This is a genomic window from Stenotrophomonas sp. STEN240 (assembly GCF_056756175.1).
The window spans coordinates 31,791-47,710 of the sequence record NZ_JBRRBO010000014.1 but is presented as its reverse complement, the minus strand read 5'-3'; the positions used below and the strand labels follow the sequence as shown (position 1 = coordinate 47,710).

The window sequence follows — 15,920 nt, the reverse complement described above, 5'->3', positions numbered from 1 at the left end:
GAAAAGCCGCTGGTTCGCCAGCGGCTTTTCTTTTGCCTGCAGCAAACCGCGCGACACCAGCGCATGGCTGCGGCAACCAGCTCGCATACCCGCCATCGCCCTGCACAGCGATTGCCGGAGCGGTTGCGCAGGCCCAGTCCCGCGCAGACGCCAGGGCTCACCAGCGCAGCGATGCGCGACAACAACGCAACAGGCACGCGCCGCCACGACATCCATGTCTGGCCCTTGCCCCGTCTGCGGCGCACACGACGCTGTTCCTCCCGCGTTGCCGCACGCGATGAGCCGTCTTCATCGTCAAGAGTGGATGTATCGCCTGCAGCAAACACCGCGCAGGCAACCCACTGGCTTGCGCGCATCAACTTGCTTAACCGATGCCCTCTGGAAAGCTTGGTCTTGACGCGATCTGAATACGCCAGCACCTAGGCTGTGGCCATCACTCAGACAACGGAGAGGCCCATGAAATCATTTATCCCCGTACTGGCCGCAGGCTTGATTCTGGCGCTGGCAGGGTGCAATGACCGCAACGCCGAGCAGGCCAAACAAGATGCCGCCGCAGCCGCTGACCACGCCGGTGATGCCGCACGCAACGCGGCCGCTTCGGCTGCCGACGCCACCCGCGATGCGGCCGATTCCGCAGCAGCTGCTACCCGCAGTGCAGCCGCCGAATCGCAACAAGCCCTGGACAAGGCCGCTGACGCCACCAGCAAAGCTGCCGATGATGCTTCCGTAGCAGCCAAGGACGCTGCCGCTGATGCCAGTGCCGCTACTGCGAACGCCGCACAGAAGGTGGCCGATGAGGCCCACGATGCCGCCGAGCACGCACGCGACAAGGCGGACGCAGCCAAGCATTGATAGACTTCACCGCGCAGCCGTCAGGTGACGGCTGCGTGGCATTCGCGCGGGATGCGTGATGCCATCGGGGGCCGGATGCAAACCATCCGAGCGGGCAGGTGATCCAGCGCGCATGGCAGCACGCGCGCATCACCTTGGTCATGCGGTCAAGGGCGCGATGCAGAAACGCACTAGCAGTAAATTCGCGCTGATATTCTCGGCGCTGGTTTTTGTCGCCATTGGCGTTGGTGTTTTTGTTGGTGCGCGACACTTCATTGCCGACGCACGGCTGGTGGCACACACCCATGAAGTCATCAGCCGCATCGACGAGATCCAGTCGACGGTGCTGGATGCCGAGTCGGCGGAACGTGGCTATCTGCTGACCGGCAGCCAAGCCTATCTGTTGGACTACCAGATGAGCGTCGAGCGCCTGCCACTGCTGCTGGCCGCGCTGTCCAGATCGGTTACCGACAATCCCGACCAGGTGCACAACGCCAGCAAGCTCAAGGAGCTGGTGAACCGGCGGCTGCAGCAGATCCAGCACGTGGTCGACATCTTCGATGCGCAGGGCCTGGACAGCGCCCGCGCGGCAATCAACCAGACCGCATCCCGCACCACCAGCGCCATCCGCGAACAGGTGCGGACCATGGTCGAGCAGGAACACGAGCTGCTGGTGGAACGCGCCGCCAGCTCGCGCCGCAGTGCCGACCTGCTGCTGGGCCTGGCGTTTGCCGGCATTCCGTTTGGCCTGGCCGTGGTCGCCTCGGTGTACGGCATCCTGCTGTCCGAACTGCGACGCCGCAGCCGCGCTGAAAAACGCGCAGCCAACGCCAGCCAGCAATTGGCCGGCAACCTGGAACAGATCGAGCGCTCCAGCGCCGACCTGCAGACGCTGGGGCGCTACACCGGCCTGCTGCAGAGCTGCGCCAATCCGGAGGAAGCACTGGACATCAGCGCACGTACGTTGGAAGCGCTGATGCCCAATGTCGCCGGCTCGGTCTATCTGCTGCGAGCATCCAATGACCGCGCCGAAAACATCGTCAGCTGGGGTACGCCACTGATCGAAACCAGTGCGTTCCTGGTACCCAGCGATTGCTGGGCAATCCGCCGTGGGCAACCGCATGTCATCGATGATCTGCTGCGCGACGCAAGTTGCCCGCACATCACTCGGCCCGAGCCCGGAAAAAGCGTGGCCACCGCCTGCATCCCGATGTCGGCACAAGGCACGCAGATCGGCTTTTTGTTTCTGTCCGGCGCCGGCCCTGGCCCGCTGCCGCGCCTGCACATCGCCGAATCGGCGGTGGAGCAGCTGTCATTGGCGCTGAGTAACCTGCGCCTGCGCGAGTCACTGCGGCTGCAGTCCATCCGCGATCCATTGACCGGCCTGTACAACCGCCGCTACCTGGAAGAATCGCTGACCCGGGAAATCGCCCGCTGCGGCCGCCGCGACTTCCCGCTGTCGGTGATCATGCTGGATGTGGATCACTTCAAGCAGTTCAATGACACCCACGGTCACGGCGGCGGCGACGCGTTGCTGGCCGCCATTGGCCAGCTGCTGAGTTCGCGCCTGCGCGGCGAAGACATCGCCTGCCGCTATGGCGGCGAGGAGTTCACCGTGATCCTGCCCGAATCGGACAACAGCAATGCGCTGCGGCAGGCAGAGGAACTGCGCCTTGCCCTGTCGCAGATGAGCGTGCCGCTGGCCGGCAAAACGCTGCCGCCGATCACCGCCTCGTTGGGTGTAGCGACCTACCCGGTCGATGGCGTGGCCGGCCTGACCTTGCTGCGCAAGGCCGATGCTGCCTTGTACCGGGCCAAGCGCAGCGGCCGCAACCGCGTCGTGCCCTTTGATGCCACGCTGGACGGCGCCGGCTGATCAGCTGTGCGGCAGCGCCCGTTCCAGTATTTCGCCAAACCCAACTTGCGCCGGCAGGACGCCATACACACCGGCCGCACGCGGTAACCGTGTCTGCACGAACCATGCTGCGAGCGGGCTGCCTGCGCGCAACAAGGCCGCTGCCTGCAACAACACCGCAATACCGCTGACCAGGCTGCGCGCACCGGCCTGTTCCAGTTCAGCGCCCTGCAGCTGGGTCAGCACAGCATCCAGCGCGTGATCGTAGCCAGCGTCGCGCCCGGCAACCTGCTGCAGCTCAGCCTGCAGCGCACCCCGGGTTTCCGGTTCGCGTTGCAGTGCGCGCAGCACGTCCAGGCATTGCACGTTGCCACTGCCTTCCCAGATCGAGTTCAACGGCGCCTGCCGGTACAGACGCGGCAACATCGACTCTTCCACGTAACCGGCGCCACCCAGGCATTCCTGCGCTTCGTTGACGAAGGCCGGTGCGCGCTTGCATATCCAGAACTTGCCGATGGCGGTGGCAATGCGTGCAAATGCCGCTTGCTGCGGATCATGGCCTGCGGCGTCCACCGCACCAGCCACACGCATCGCCAATGTGGTGGCCGCCTCCGATTCGATGGCCAGATCGCTCAATACATTGGCCATCAACGGATGCTCGACCAAGCGCTTGCCGAAGCTGCGCCGGTGCCGCGCGTGATGCAGCGCCTGCGCCAAGGCCATGCGCATCTGCGCGGCCGAGCCCAGCATGCAATCGAGCCGGGTCAGCATCACCATCTCGATGATGGTCGCCACGCCACGCCCCTCGTCACCTACACGGCGCGCCCAGGCGCCGCAGAACTCCACTTCGCTGGACGCATTGGCCCAGTCGCCGAGCTTGTCCTTGAGCCGCATCAGGTGAAAATTATTACGCCGCCCACAGGCAAGTCGACGCGGCATCAGGAAGCAACTCAAGCCGCCCGGCGCCTGCGCCAATACCAGCCAGCCGTCGGACATCGGCGCGGAGAAAAACCATTTATGCCCGACCAGGCTGTACTCGCCCTCGCCCGCCAAAGGCGTGGCCAAGGTGGTATTGCTGCGCACATCCGAGCCGCCCTGCTTCTCGGTCATGCCCATACCAACGGTGATGCCCGGCTTGTCGCCGATGGGCAGGTCACGGGCGTCGTAGAACGGCGCTGCCGCCTTGCTGGCCCACTCGGCCAACGCCGGCTCCTGCCGCAGCACCGGTACTGCGGCATGGGTCATGGTCAACGGGCAGCTGGTGCCGGCCTCGGCCTGATGATGCAGGTAACTCAGTGCGGCGCGCGCTACGTGCGCGCCCGGCTGCGGTGAGCGCCAGGACAAACCGGCGACGCCACGGGTTTTCGCCGCGGCCATCAAGCGGTGGTAGGCCGGATGGAAATCAACGCTGTCGATCCGGTTGCCCTGCGCGTCGTGGGTACGCAGCAGCGGCCGCTGCCTGTTGGCATCAAAGCCGATCCGGTACAGCTCGCCGCCAGCCAGTGCGCCGTACTGCTGCAATACGGCTGTAAAAGCCTGCGCACCTTCGCGCGCCACGCTCTGCTGCAGAACCTGATCATCCAGCCACAGATCGCGCTCGCCGAACGGCGGCGGCTGGTTGTCGACGACATGGGTTTCAAACGGTGGCGGCTGCGGCAGCATGGCGGCGACTCGGGGAGGACCGCCCTTGATTCTGCCGCATGCGCCCGTCGCCTGCGCGTCGTTCAGCGCTTCACGGCGACCTCGGCCAAGGCTGCGATGAAGTCATCCTGCAGTGCCAGCTTGCCGAACAGTCCGTGCTGGGTGCCGCTCAACACGCGCAGCATATGGCCGCGTCCGCCGGGCATGCGCCCCATCGGCTTGAACAGCAGGTCACGGCCGTTGGCGACCCAATCGCGATCGGATTGGAAAATCGGCGTCAGCCAGCGGCTCCAGAACTGGTACAGCCATACATGCGCCTTGCGCAGTTGCTGGTACTGCGCCAGCGCCGCGTCGATGTCCGGCTGCGCACGCAGGGCATCACGCAAGGCCATCGCATCCATCAGCGCCATGTTGACGCCCTGCCCCAACTGCGGGCTCATCGAATGTGCGGCGTCGCCGGCCAATACCAGCCGGCCGCGGTACCAGCGGTCCATCACCGCATCGCGGTAACTGGCGCGGGCCAGCTGCGTCTGCAAGCGGACCCCGGCAAGGCGCTCGCGTGCCTGCGGCCACAGCGTGGCGATCTCATCCAGCCACGGCTCCAGACCATCGCGCTCCCAGGCCTGGAAACCATCGCGCGGCAGGCTCCAGAAGAAGCTCAGGCGCTGCTCGCTGTCGCCCGGGCGGCTGCCCACCGGCAACAGCCCGATCATCTTGCGCGCCGCCACATAGCGCTGGCGCAGCTCATCGCCGTGCTGCCAGTCCCCGCGCGGCAGCAGGCACCACAGCGCGCCCCACGGGTAAACCCGGTCCAGCCGCGTGCCCTGCACCTGCGCGCGCAGCCCCGAGGCGGAGCCGTCGGTGGCGATCACCAGATCAAATGGCCCGTGCCAGTGGCCGTGCTGGTCCTGTACGCGCTGCAGGCTGTCATCGATGGCGCCGATGCGGCTGTCCACGCGCAGCGCCTGGCGGCCGTCCCAGGCTGCGTCCAACAGCGAAAACAAGGCCCCGCGCTGCATGCCGACGCCACACAAGCGCGCGTCCAGCCCGGCATAGTTCATGTCCATCACCGCGCGCCCGCACGGGGTTTCGCCATACAGGCGGCGCACCACCGCGCCGTGCTCGAGCACCTGCGGCATCAGCTGCATCTGCCACAGCGCCTGCAGGCCACTGGGCTGCAGCAGGAAGCCCGCCCCTACCGGACCCGGCGTGGCCGCCTGCTCGAACACCTGCACCCGGTGCCCGTCGCGCGAGAGCAGTACCGCCAGCGCCTGGCCGGCCGTGCCGTAGCCGACGATGGCGATATCCAGTGTCTTGTTCATTACAGTCCCTCCCTGGGCGACCGCCTTTGCTAAAAAAAAACCCCGCCGAAGCGGGGTTTTTCCGCACAGCCGGGTGGATTACTCGGCCGGCGTGATGTTCGAAGCCTGGGCGCCCTTCGGGCCCTGGGTCACGTCATAGCTGACGCGCTGGCCTTCCTGCAGGCTGCGGAAGCCCTTGGAATTGATCGCGGAGAAGTGCGCGAAGACATCGGCGCTGCCGTCCTCCGGTGAGATGAAGCCAAATCCCTTGGCGTCGTTGAACCACTTGACGGTACCGTTCGGCATGGTGATGCGAGACCTTCTTCGATGAATGGATTGATGTACGCTGAATGAAGCGCACTGGCGGAGTATGCAAAGCTTAAGCCGGGATGACAATCACCCCCGGGCCAATTCACCCACCAAAGTCGGCAAACCAGACGAAGCTGCGTCCACATTGGCCAAAACCTCGGCCATGGTGATCTCTGCCGCGTCACCGCAGCCGGCGGCCCAATTGGCCACAATCGCCAGACAGGCGTATTCCAGCCCCAGTTCGCGCGCCAGCCCGGCCTCGGGCATGCCGGTCATGCCGACCAGATCACAGCCATCACGGCGCATCCGCGCGATTTCCGCATTGGTTTCCAGCCGCGGCCCCTGGGTGGCGCCGTAGCAGCCGCCGTCCTGCATCGCCACACCCTTGGCCTTGGCCGCCGCCAGCACCTTGGCGCGGAACGCGGGGGTATAGGGGTGGCCGAAGTCCACATGCAGCACCTCGCTGCCGGGCTCCTCGCTGAGCGTGGAAATGCGGCCCCAGGTGTAGTCGATCAGCTGGTCCGGACAGGCCAGCACGCGCGGGCCGAAGTTGTCACCAATGCCACCCACCGTGTTCAAGGCCAGCACCCGGCTGGCGCCAAGCTGCTTGAGCGCGGCCAGATTGGCGCGGTAGTTGATCTTGTGCGGCGGGATCGAATGACCTTCGCCGTGGCGGGCAAGGAACGCCACCCGCTGGCCGTTCAACATGCCCACCCGCACCGGGCCGGACGGGGCGCCGTAGGCGGTTTCCACTTCATGGGTCTGGACATCGTCCAGCGCCGCCAACTTGTAAACGCCGGTGCCGCCGATCACGGCCAGGGCAATAGGTTCCATGCTCATTCCTGATGTTCCCGTTGGGCACGCGCAGGCCACGCGCATGGCGTGGCCTGTGTGCGGTCAAACCGATCGCCGATGCCAGGCATCGGCTGCCGGTATTACTGCTTCATTGCGTAGATGGCCGGCAGCGAGCGCAGCGCTTCGTTGACGTCCATGCCGAAGCCGAACACGAAACGGTCGGGCAGCTCGATGCCGGAGTAGTCGGCCTTGACGCCCGCCAGGCAGCGGTCGTGCTTCTTCACCGTCAGCACGGCGATGCGCACATCGGTAGCGCCCTGCTCCAGGCACCATTCGCGCACGCCCTGCAGGGTGAAACCTTCGTCCAGGATGTCGTCGACCAGAATCACCCGGCGGCCGAACAGGGCCGACACCGGGCGGTGCTTCCAGACCAGGTCGCCGCCGCTCTCGCCGTGGTAACGCGAGGCCTGCATGTAGTCGAACTGCGCGTCCTGACCACGTGCGCCCAGCTCCAGCGCCAGCTGGCCGGCGAACGGCAGCGCGCCGTTCATGATCGAGATGAACACCGGCACTTCGCCCTTGTAGTCGCGCGCGATGGCGTCGGCGATGCCGGCGATGGCGGTGTCGATGGTGGGGCGGTCGACCAGCAGGTCGGCCTGGGCCACGGCTTGTTCAAGAGTGAGTTTGCTGGACATCAGGCGGTTCTTCCAAGGTTTTCAGACAGATGATTACGGGTATCAGTGTGGCGGGCATCGGCCAGCAGGCCGCCCCAGCCCATCGCGCCGCGGCCGATCAGGCTCAGCAGCGCGGCGGTGTTCAAGCTGCGGCCGGACACGGCCTGCAGCGATTCTTCGACCAGCTCCGGGTGGCACACCAGCACCACGTCACAGCCGGCATCCAGGTGTGCATCGACCCGGGCCTTGACCCCACCGGCCGCGAACGACGCCGCCATGCCGATGTCGTCGGAGAACACCACGCCGCGGAAGCCCATCTGCTCACGCAGGATCTGATTGATCCAGCGCGGCGAATAGCCTGCCGGCTCGGGTGCCACCTGCGGGTAGATGACATGGGCCATCATCACCGCATCGGCACCGGCAGCGATGCCGGCACGGAACGGTATCAGGTCGTGCGCTTCAATTTCGGAGAGCGGGCGCGGGTCGACGGCGGTGTCCACATGGGTGTCTTCGCGCACCGTGCCGTGGCCGGGGAAATGCTTGAGCGTGGCCGCCATGCCGACCGAATGCATGCCGCGCACATAGGCTGCGGTCAGTGCAGCAACCACCTGCGGATCTTCGCCGAATGCACGGTTACCGATGGCCAGGTTGGCATGGCCCACGTCCACCACCGGGGCAAAACTCAGGTCCAGCCCGGTGGCGCGGATTTCGCTGGCCATCAACCAGGCATGCTGTTCGGCCAGCGCCAGGGCGGCGTCCGGATCGCTTGCATACAGCTTGCCGAAGCCTTCAAGCGGCGGCAGCTCGGCATAGCCGTCGCGGAAACGCTGCACGCGCCCGCCTTCCTGGTCGACGGTGATCAGCAGCGGCCGCGCGGTGGCGGCGCGGATCGCCGCGGTCAGTTCCGTGACCTGCTCACGCGAGGCGAAGTTGCGCTTGAACAGCACCACCCCGGCCACCGCGTCGTGCTGCAGCCAGCCTCGCTCCTGGGCGCTCAGTTCAGTACCGGCAACGCCGATCAAAAGCATGCAAGGACTCCAATCCACCGCGGACTGCGGCCTAGCGGAGCATTGTCGCAGATGGCGCCCGCCGCGTCAGAGCCCGCGTTCAGACGCTGCAGCCATCCGGGCCACAGGCCTGTTCATCCTGGCTGGCAGCCGGCGCGGGTGCCTGTTCAGCGGCTACCTTGCGCAGCACCTGGGCGAATACTTCCGGCGGTTGCCCGCCCTGCACTGCGTACTGGCCGTTGATGACGAAGGTCGGCACCGACTGGATGCCCAGCGCCTGCGCCTGGCCGATCCCGGCCTGGACTTCAGCCAGCCCCTCGTCCGAGGCCAACATGGCCTGCACCCGCTCGGCCGGGATATCGCCGGCAGCAGCGGCGGCGATCAATACCTGCGGGTCGGCCAGATTGCGGCCTTCGGCAAAATGCGCGCGGAACAACGCCTCACCGACCTGCTCCTGCACACCGTACTGCCCGGCCAGCCACAGCAGCCGATGTGCCGGCAGGGTACTGACCTTGACTTGGCCCTGGCTGAAATCCATTGGCAGGCCCATGGCCTGGGCAGCGGACTGGGTCTGCGCCAGCATCTGCTGGGTACGCTCGACCCCGCCGAATTTGGCCGCGTAGGCCTCCATCAACGGCACCGGCGTGGTGCCCGCCTCCGGATCAAGCAGGAACGGATGCCAGTGCACGTCCAACTGCGGCGCGTCCTCACCCAGCAGCTCAACGCCACGCTGGAAGCGGTGCTTGCCGATCCAGCACCAGGGGCAGACGACGTCGGACCAGATATCGATGCGCATGAGGGTTCCTAATATCCAATGTAGTGCCGAGCCATGCTCGGCAGGGGCTTCACCAGCAATGCCGTTGGTGCGGCGTCAGCCGCGAAGCCGGTGGCACATCCGATGGACACATATCTGCAATTGCAACAAACCCGGTTACCCGGTGGCTATCGGCTTCGCGGCTGACGCCGCTCCTACAAACAGCGTTTTACCACTGGCAATAGGGTTTCGACGCCAAGGCCAGATTGTAATAACGCAATTCGTCGGTCACTTCCGCACCGGCCCAATCAGGCTTGGCGAACACCTGGTCGGCGCTTTCCAGCTCCACTTCGGCCACCACCAGACCGGCGTTGTCGCCGAGAAACTCGTCCACTTCCCACAACAATCCGCCGTGCTGAACGAGGTGCCGGCGCTTGTCGATCAGGCCACCAACGCACAGCTGCAGCAGCTCCCGCGCCTCACTGACCGGCACCGGGTAATCGAACTCCTGGCGGGTATGGCCGAGCTCGCGCGACTTGATGTTCAAGTACGCCTCCTCGCCCTGGATGCGCACCCGCACCGAGGCTTTCTGCGCGCCACTGTCCATGGCCGCCATATCGTTGATATAGCCCTGCGCCATCGGAATCACCGCATGCGCGGCAGCGCGCCAGCTGTCATCGGTGACAAGGAACTTGCGTTCGATCTCGATGCCCATGGCTTAGTGCTTCTCGAACACGGCAATGCTTTCCACATGCGCGGTATGCGGGAACATGTCCATCGCACCGGCGGAAACCAGGGTAAAGCCCCGCTCATTGACCAGGTAGCCGGCATCACGGGCCAGCGAGCCCGGGTGGCAGCTGACGTAGACGATGCGTTTGAACTGATCCAGCGGCAACTGCTTGAGCACGTCGATCGCGCCCGAACGCGGCGGATCCAACAACAGCTTGTCAAAGCCCTGCTGCATCCACGGCGCACTGCTCTGATCCAGGGTCAGATCGGCGGCGTAAAACTCGGCGTTGTGCAAACCATTGCGCTCGGCGTTTTCCTTGGCGCGCGCGACCAGACCGGCCTCACCTTCCACGCCGACCACTGCGCGCACGGTGCGCGCCAGCGGCAAGGTGAAATTGCCCAGACCGCAGAACAGGTCAAGCACGCGCTCGTCCGGCTGTGCGTCCAGCAGAGTCAGCGCATGCGCGATCATCTTCTGGTTGAGCTTGGCATTGACCTGGATGAAATCCAGCGGCTGGAACGCCAGCTCCACATCCCATTGCGGCAACGCGAACGACAGCGCCACGCCCTCGGCGGGCCACAACGGTGCAACCGTGTGCAGGCCACCGGACTGCAGGTAGATCGCAAAACCGTGTGCCTGGCCGAACGCGATCCATGCCTGCCGATCCGCATCGCTGAGCGGCTGCAGGTGGCGCACGGTCAGCGCGATGGCGGCATCGCCGGCGATGAACTCGATCTGCGGGATGTCACGCTTGCCATCCAGCGTCTCGATGAATTCGGACAGTGCCGCAACCTTGCTGCCGATCTCCGGGATTACCGTCAGGCACTGCGACAGGTCGGCAACAAAACGGGGGTCCAGCTCGCGGAAGCCGACCAGGGTCTTGTCCTTCTTCTCGACGCGGCGCACCGAAAAACGGCCCTTGCGGCGATAGCCCCAGCTGTCACCCACCAGCGCCGGCAACACGCTGCCAGGGCTGACGTGACCGATGCGGGTCAGGTTCTCGGTCAGCACATGCTGCTTGGCCACGATCTGCTGCGACTCTTCCAGATGTTGCAGCACGCAGCCGGAACACACGCCGAAATGCGGGCAGCGCGGCTGCACGCGATCCGGCGAGGCCTTGAGCACTTCCACCGTCTTGGCTTCGTCGAAATGCCGGCTCTTGCCGGTCTGTTCAGCCATCACCGTTTCACCCGGCAGTGCACCGTTGATGAAGGTGACTTTGCCGCCCTCGCCGTCGCGGCGCGCAACGCCACGGCCATCGTGGCTCAGGTCGAGGATGTCGGTCTGGAACGGGGTTTTGTCTATGCGGGGGGATCTGGATCGGGCCACGTGGCAAAAGGCTGCGGGCAAAAGGGCGCACATTGTCGCAGATGCGCGCCGCGAACACCCCGACGGCTTGCACAACGCCACGCCCTCGCTAATATGCGGGCTGTAGCTGACATGGAGGCAGCAGATGAATACGCATCACCAAGGAAACCTACCGCGCCTGTTACTGGTCGAGGACGACATGACCAGCCAGGGCTTCTTCCAGTTCGTGCTGGAATCGCTGCCGGCCAAGGTTGATATCGCCGATTCCTGCGCCAGTGCGCTGCGCCTGGCCCAGGCCGGCGCTTACGACATGTGGCTGCTCGATGTGAATCTGCCCGACGGCAACGGCGCCAACCTGCTGCGCATTCTGCGTGAGCGGCATCCGCACACCGTTGCGCTGGCGCATACCGCCGACACCAGCCAGGAAATACAACGCACGCTGCAACAGGCCGGTTTCCAGGAAACGCTGGTCAAGCCCATCAGTCGCGATGCTTTGCTCAAAAGCGTGCGCCGCGCCCTGGCCAAGTCAGCGACAAAGGCCGAGGGCGAGGTTGCCGAAGCCGCGCTGGATTGGGACGAATCAGCGGCGATGAACGCGCTCAATGGGCAACAGGCGCATGTTCGTGCACTGCGCGAATTGTTCCTGTCCGAGTTGCCCAGCACCCGCGATGCGGTCAGCCACGCGCTGGAAGAACACGACGATAAAACCCTGCATGCACAACTGCACAAACTGCAGGCCAGTTGCGGTTTTGTCGGTGCTTCGCGGCTGGCCTATGCGGTGCGCCAGTTGAACCACGACCCCGCATCGATGCAGGCACGCCAGCAGTTCGGCAGCGCCGTCAGCGCACTGCTGCGCTGATCCCCTCAAATGCCCGATGTAGTGCCGAGCCATGCTCGGCAGGGGCGTTCCCGGTAAAGCCTCTTGCCGAGCATGGCTCGGCACTACGGTTGGATTTTGGGTACTGCGCCTGCCGAGCGTGGCTCGGCACTACGCTTGCGGGCGGGCCAGTTCGCCCAGCATTTCCCAGGATTTCAATCCACGCCCGCCGAGGTGATGCAGCAATACCGCACGCATCTGCAGGCGCAGGCTGGCCAGGTCGCTGTTGCGGGGCTGCTGGTCCAGGGCCAGCGCCAGCAAGGCACTGCCGGTGGCCAAGGTGCGGCGCTCGTTGTTGCGTTCATTGAGCAGGCGTAACGGGCCCTGCAGCGGGTCCAGCCGATAGCGGGCGGCCGGATCGATCGGCTCGCCGTCGGCGGCGCTGCTCCAGTCAAAGCCAACGCCCAATGCATCCAGCAGGTCGCGCTCGAAGCGCCGCAACGACCAGGCCAGCGTCGCCGGCTGGTCCAGCTGCGCACGCAGCTGGCCATAGGCCACATACAACTCGGGTAACGGGTCCTGCCGTGGCGTCAGACGCATTACCAGCTCATTGATATAGAAACCGGCCAACATCGCGTGACCGTGCAGGCGCGGGGCAACGTCCTGGCTTTCGGCACGGCGCAGCTGCGCCAACTCGCCAGTTTGCTGCGCATCGAAACGGATTGCCTGCAAAGGCTGCAGGGCAGCACGCAGCGCCTGTTTCTTCGGCCCCTGCACACCGCGCGCAAGCAAGCCGATGCGTCCATGCTCCAGGCTCAGCACCTCGACCAGCAGACTGGTCTCGCGCCAGGGCCGGGCATGCAGCACGTAAGCGGGCTGGTCTTCAATGCGCATTGCGGGGGAGCCGTGGGTCGGGATAGGCAACCGCCTGCGGCCGTAGCGGCGCAGGCTTCATCCAACATCTTAGCGGCCGGGCCCAAGGCGCAGGCAAGAAGCCGAAACAACCAGGCGTGTCGCGCCCCTGCCCTGTGTCAGTCGCGGGCGGCCGCCATGGCTGCCGCCCCTTTCGAACCAGCCATTGCCGGCCAGGAATTACTGCTCGCCGTAACCGAAGGCCTTCAGCGCGGCCTCGTCATCGGACCAGCCTTCACGCACGCGCACCCAGGTTTCCAGGAACACCTTGGCACCGAACAGCCGTTCCATCTGCAGGCGGGCCTTGGCGCCGATTTCCTTCAGGCGGGTGCCACCCTTGCCAATCACAATCGCCTTCTGGCCTTCGCGCTCGACCCAGATCACCGCGCCGATACGCAGCAGCGCACCGTCTTCGGCGAAGCGCTCGATCTCCACCGTGGTGGCGTACGGCAGTTCTTCGCCGAGCTGGCGCATCAGCTGCTCGCGGACCAGCTCGCCGGCCAGGAAACGCTGACTGCGGTCGGTGATTTCGTCTTCGCCATACATTGGCGGGGCTTCCGGCACCAAGCCGATCAGGTCGCGTACCAGCGACTCCAGGCCGTTGCGCTTGAGCGCCGAAATCGGGTGCACGGCAGCGAAGTCGCGGCCAACGGTAATCTCCTGCAGGAACGGCAGCAGCGCCCCCTTGTCCTTCATCCGGTCAACCTTGTTGACCACCAGCACCACCGGGATACCGGCGTCGCGCAGCACGTTGAACGCAAGGGTGTCTTCTTCGTCCCAGCGGCCGGCTTCGATAACCAGCAGGCCGGCGTCCACGCCTTCCAGCGAGGCCCGGGCGGCACGGTTCATCACCCGGTTCATCGCGCGCTTCTGCTGGCGATGCAATCCGGGTGTGTCGACCAGCACCAGCTGCCCTTCCGGGTAGGTGGCGATGCCGAGCAGGCGGTGACGGGTGGTCTGCGGGCGGTTGGAGACGATGCTGACCTTGGCGCCCACCAGGGCATTGGTCAGGGTCGATTTACCGACGTTGGGGCGGCCGATGACGGCGACGCTGCCACAGCGATGAGAGGAGGTGTCGTTCACTTGGAATCCAATTGCTCTATTGCGGCGGCTGCCGCCTGTTGTTCGGCCAGCCGTCGCGAAGTGCCTTCGCCTTCGGTACTTACGGCAGGGTCAGCCACGCAACAGCGCACATGGAAGTGCTTGGCGTGGTCGTCGCCGGTCTCCGATACCAGCTCGTATACCGGCAGAGGCTTCTGCCGGGCCTGCAACCATTCCTGCAGGCGTGTCTTGGGGTCTTTCTCGGGCTTGCCCACCGGCACCGCCGACAGCGAGGCTTCGAACCACGGCATGATCCGTTCGCGGCAGGCTTCGAAACCGGCGTCCAGGTAGATCGCGGCAACCACTGCCTCGACCGTGTCGGCCAGGATGGAGTCGCGGCGGTGGCCGCCCGACTTCATCTCGCCCGGGCCCAGCGTCAGCCGCTCGCCCAGCTCCAGGCTGCGCGCGATCACCGCCAATGCGCCTTCACACACCAGCGAGGCGCGGGCGCGGGTGAGCGCGCCTTCGTCAGCCTTGGGCCAGCGCGTGAACAGCGCCTCGGCGATCAGCATGTTGACGATGCTGTCGCCAAGGAATTCCAGGCGCTCGTTATGCGGCGCACCGGCACTGCGATGGGTCAGGGCCTGCTTCAGCAAACCCTGATCCTTGAATGGATGACCGATCAGGTCACCCCGTTGGAACGTTCTAGTCAACACTGCTTCCAGTCAATTCCTGCGAATTCTCGAAGTTGCCGACGATGTCCAGGTTACCCACCAGCGGACGGCGCACTTCGTACTTGACGTTCATGCGGACACCACCATCGATGCGCTCGAACTTGATGTTGTCACGGGTCACCGACTCGGAACTGTTGATGTCCATGCGCTTGAAGAACAGCTCCAGCGCCTTGTTCGGATCCGAGCTTCCCGGTTCCTGGGCCAAGGACTTCATCGAAGTCTTGACCGCGTAGAACTCCTGGTACATCGGGAACAGCTTCATTGCCACGTACAGGCCGAAGCCCACCACCGCCAACACCATCAGGAACGAGGTCAGCGTCATACCCGCTTGCTTGTGCTTCATTGCGATCTCCCCAGAAACGCGTTGTCCACTCATTGAATGCCCGTCCCGATACGTGACGGCTCGAAACTACCCTTGCAGAACCAGCCTTCACAGTTCAGCCAGATCAGGAAGGCCTTGCCGCGCAGGTTCTCTTCCGGCAGGAAATGGGTCTGCTGCCAGAAGCGACTGTCCTCGCTGTTGTCGCGATTGTCACCCATCACGAAGTACTGGCCTTCCGGCACCACCCAGTCGCCCTGCCCGCGCGGGTCGGCACGACCCAGCAGTTCCAGGATGGTATGGCTGCGACCCGGCAGCTGCTCGCTGAGCAGCGAGGCGCCGGTCATTTCTGCGCCACGGCCCTTGCCGACGTACTCGCCGCGGTCTTCGTAGACCATCGGCACGCCGTTGATCGACAAGGTATCGCCATGAAAGCCGATGCGGTCGCCCGGCAGGCCGATCACCCGCTTGATCCAGTTCTGGTCAGGCGCGTGCGGCGGCTTGAACACCACCACGTCGCCGCGCTTGGGCTCGGACACCGGGATGATCTTGGTGTTGGTGATGGGCAGGCGGAAACCGTAGGAGAACTTGTTGACCAGGATGAAGTCACCGATCAGCAGGTTGGGCATCATCGAGCTGGACGGGATCTTGTACGGCTCGGCCACGAAGCTGCGCAGGATCAACACCACTGCCAGCACCGGGAAGAACGCGCGCGAGTAATCCACTACCGCCGGCTCTTCGCTGTCCAGCAGGCTGGCCTTTTCGGCGCGGCGCTTGCGCAGGTACAACTTGTCCAGCAGCACCACCAGGCCCGAGCCCAGGGTCAGCACGACCAGGATGATTTCAAACCATTTCATTCGGTGTTCCTTCGGAATGGGACTGGTGACGGGGG

Annotated in this window: 17 protein-coding genes; 3 read left to right on the top strand and 14 right to left on the bottom strand. The window is 65.1% G+C overall.

The genetic code is table 11. From position 1 onward, the window contains the following. Positions 1 to 456 precede the first annotated feature (456 nt). The gene (locus ACVOKO_RS08640; RefSeq protein ID WP_346498523.1) at positions 457 to 852 is read left to right on the top strand and encodes a hypothetical protein; all 396 of its coding nucleotides are present in this window, start codon (positions 457 to 459) and stop codon (positions 850 to 852) included. Between the two features lie 112 nt (positions 853 to 964). After that, positions 965 to 2,707, top strand: a complete 1,743-nt coding sequence (locus tag ACVOKO_RS08635; RefSeq protein WP_430980734.1) for a diguanylate cyclase — start codon at positions 965 to 967, stop codon at positions 2,705 to 2,707. Here ACVOKO_RS08635 and ACVOKO_RS08630 read toward each other — a convergent pair whose 3' ends face one another. From ACVOKO_RS08630 to rlmD, 9 genes are all read right to left on the bottom strand, one after another. After that, on the bottom strand, positions 2,708 to 4,348 hold the full coding sequence (locus ACVOKO_RS08630; protein ID WP_346498522.1) for an acyl-CoA dehydrogenase family protein: 1,641 nt from the start codon (positions 4,346 to 4,348) through the stop codon (positions 2,708 to 2,710). A gap of 62 nt (positions 4,349 to 4,410) precedes the next feature. Next, entirely contained in the window at positions 4,411 to 5,649 is a 1,239-nt protein-coding gene (locus tag ACVOKO_RS08625) for an FAD-dependent oxidoreductase (protein ID WP_346498521.1), read from the bottom strand. A 78-nt stretch (positions 5,650 to 5,727) separates the two neighbouring features. Next, on the bottom strand, positions 5,728 to 5,934 hold the full coding sequence (gene cspE, locus ACVOKO_RS08620) for a transcription antiterminator/RNA stability regulator CspE (RefSeq protein WP_057506519.1): 207 nt from the start codon (positions 5,932 to 5,934) through the stop codon (positions 5,728 to 5,730). A 90-nt stretch (positions 5,935 to 6,024) separates the two neighbouring features. Further along, entirely contained in the window at positions 6,025 to 6,777 is a 753-nt protein-coding gene (locus tag ACVOKO_RS08615) for an S-methyl-5'-thioinosine phosphorylase (protein WP_346498520.1), read from the bottom strand. Between the two features lie 95 nt (positions 6,778 to 6,872). Beyond that, positions 6,873 to 7,427: a hypoxanthine-guanine phosphoribosyltransferase gene (locus ACVOKO_RS08610; protein WP_346498519.1), complete on the bottom strand. Its 555-nt coding sequence runs from the start codon at positions 7,425 to 7,427 to the stop codon at positions 6,873 to 6,875. Next, positions 7,427 to 8,434 carry a beta-N-acetylhexosaminidase gene (gene nagZ / locus ACVOKO_RS08605; RefSeq protein ID WP_346498518.1) on the bottom strand — a complete coding sequence of 336 codons (1,008 nt, stop codon included), beginning with the start codon at positions 8,432 to 8,434 and terminating at the stop codon, positions 7,427 to 7,429. Before nagZ ends, ACVOKO_RS08610 begins: the two co-directional genes overlap by 1 nt. Positions 8,435 to 8,513: 79 nt before the next feature. Continuing rightward, on the bottom strand, positions 8,514 to 9,209 hold the full coding sequence (locus ACVOKO_RS08600) for a DsbA family oxidoreductase (protein ID WP_346498517.1): 696 nt from the start codon (positions 9,207 to 9,209) through the stop codon (positions 8,514 to 8,516). 187 nt (positions 9,210 to 9,396) lie between these two features. Further along, a complete protein-coding gene (locus tag ACVOKO_RS08595) occupies positions 9,397 to 9,882 on the bottom strand; it encodes a CYTH domain-containing protein (protein WP_346498516.1) in 486 nt (161 codons plus the stop codon). 3 nt (positions 9,883 to 9,885) lie between these two features. Next, positions 9,886 to 11,226, bottom strand: coding sequence for a 23S rRNA (uracil(1939)-C(5))-methyltransferase RlmD (gene rlmD / locus ACVOKO_RS08590; protein WP_346498515.1), 1,341 nt, complete (start codon positions 11,224 to 11,226; stop codon positions 9,886 to 9,888). A gap of 124 nt (positions 11,227 to 11,350) precedes the next feature. Here rlmD and ACVOKO_RS08585 point away from each other — a divergent pair, with 124 nt between their 5' ends. Continuing rightward, on the top strand, positions 11,351 to 12,064 hold the full coding sequence (locus ACVOKO_RS08585; protein ID WP_346498514.1) for an Hpt domain-containing response regulator: 714 nt from the start codon (positions 11,351 to 11,353) through the stop codon (positions 12,062 to 12,064). A 129-nt stretch (positions 12,065 to 12,193) separates the two neighbouring features. Here ACVOKO_RS08585 and recO read toward each other — a convergent pair whose 3' ends face one another. From recO to lepB, 5 genes are all read right to left on the bottom strand, one after another. Then, entirely contained in the window at positions 12,194 to 12,916 is a 723-nt protein-coding gene (gene recO / locus ACVOKO_RS08580) for a DNA repair protein RecO (RefSeq protein WP_346498513.1), read from the bottom strand. 198 nt (positions 12,917 to 13,114) lie between these two features. After that, positions 13,115 to 14,017, bottom strand: coding sequence for a GTPase Era (gene era / locus ACVOKO_RS08575; RefSeq protein ID WP_057626568.1), 903 nt, complete (start codon positions 14,015 to 14,017; stop codon positions 13,115 to 13,117). After that, positions 14,014 to 14,691, bottom strand: coding sequence for a ribonuclease III (gene rnc, locus ACVOKO_RS08570; protein ID WP_346498512.1), 678 nt, complete (start codon positions 14,689 to 14,691; stop codon positions 14,014 to 14,016). Before rnc ends, era begins: the two co-directional genes overlap by 4 nt. Beyond that, positions 14,681 to 15,052, bottom strand: coding sequence for a DUF4845 domain-containing protein (locus ACVOKO_RS08565; protein WP_346498511.1), 372 nt, complete (start codon positions 15,050 to 15,052; stop codon positions 14,681 to 14,683). Before ACVOKO_RS08565 ends, rnc begins: the two co-directional genes overlap by 11 nt. A 29-nt stretch (positions 15,053 to 15,081) precedes the next feature. Beyond that, complete coding sequence (lepB, locus tag ACVOKO_RS08560) at positions 15,082 to 15,885, bottom strand: signal peptidase I (protein WP_346498510.1); 804 nt, start codon at positions 15,883 to 15,885, stop codon at positions 15,082 to 15,084. Positions 15,886 to 15,920 lie beyond the last annotated feature (35 nt).

What these genes read in the sequence shown, in the direction of transcription:
- ACVOKO_RS08640 (WP_346498523.1), top strand. Translation starts at nt 457, where the DNA reads ATGAAATCATTTATCCCCGTACTGGCCGCAGGCTTGATTCTGGCGCTG.
- ACVOKO_RS08635 (WP_430980734.1), top strand. Translation starts at nt 965, where the DNA reads ATGGCAGCACGCGCGCATCACCTTGGTCATGCGGTCAAGGGCGCGATG.
- ACVOKO_RS08630 (WP_346498522.1), bottom strand. Translation starts at nt 4,348, where the DNA reads ATGCTGCCGCAGCCGCCACCGTTTGAAACCCATGTCGTCGACAACCAG.
- ACVOKO_RS08625 (WP_346498521.1), bottom strand. Translation starts at nt 5,649, where the DNA reads ATGAACAAGACACTGGATATCGCCATCGTCGGCTACGGCACGGCCGGC.
- cspE (WP_057506519.1), bottom strand. Translation starts at nt 5,934, where the DNA reads ATGCCGAACGGTACCGTCAAGTGGTTCAACGACGCCAAGGGATTTGGC.
- ACVOKO_RS08615 (WP_346498520.1), bottom strand. Translation starts at nt 6,777, where the DNA reads ATGAGCATGGAACCTATTGCCCTGGCCGTGATCGGCGGCACCGGCGTT.
- ACVOKO_RS08610 (WP_346498519.1), bottom strand. Translation starts at nt 7,427, where the DNA reads ATGTCCAGCAAACTCACTCTTGAACAAGCCGTGGCCCAGGCCGACCTG.
- nagZ (WP_346498518.1), bottom strand. Translation starts at nt 8,434, where the DNA reads ATGCTTTTGATCGGCGTTGCCGGTACTGAACTGAGCGCCCAGGAGCGA.
- ACVOKO_RS08600 (WP_346498517.1), bottom strand. Translation starts at nt 9,209, where the DNA reads ATGCGCATCGATATCTGGTCCGACGTCGTCTGCCCCTGGTGCTGGATC.
- ACVOKO_RS08595 (WP_346498516.1), bottom strand. Translation starts at nt 9,882, where the DNA reads ATGGGCATCGAGATCGAACGCAAGTTCCTTGTCACCGATGACAGCTGG.
- ACVOKO_RS08585 (WP_346498514.1), top strand. Translation starts at nt 11,351, where the DNA reads ATGAATACGCATCACCAAGGAAACCTACCGCGCCTGTTACTGGTCGAG.
- recO (WP_346498513.1), bottom strand. Translation starts at nt 12,916, where the DNA reads ATGCGCATTGAAGACCAGCCCGCTTACGTGCTGCATGCCCGGCCCTGG.
- ACVOKO_RS08565 (WP_346498511.1), bottom strand. Translation starts at nt 15,052, where the DNA reads ATGAAGCACAAGCAAGCGGGTATGACGCTGACCTCGTTCCTGATGGTG.
- lepB (WP_346498510.1), bottom strand. Translation starts at nt 15,885, where the DNA reads ATGAAATGGTTTGAAATCATCCTGGTCGTGCTGACCCTGGGCTCGGGC.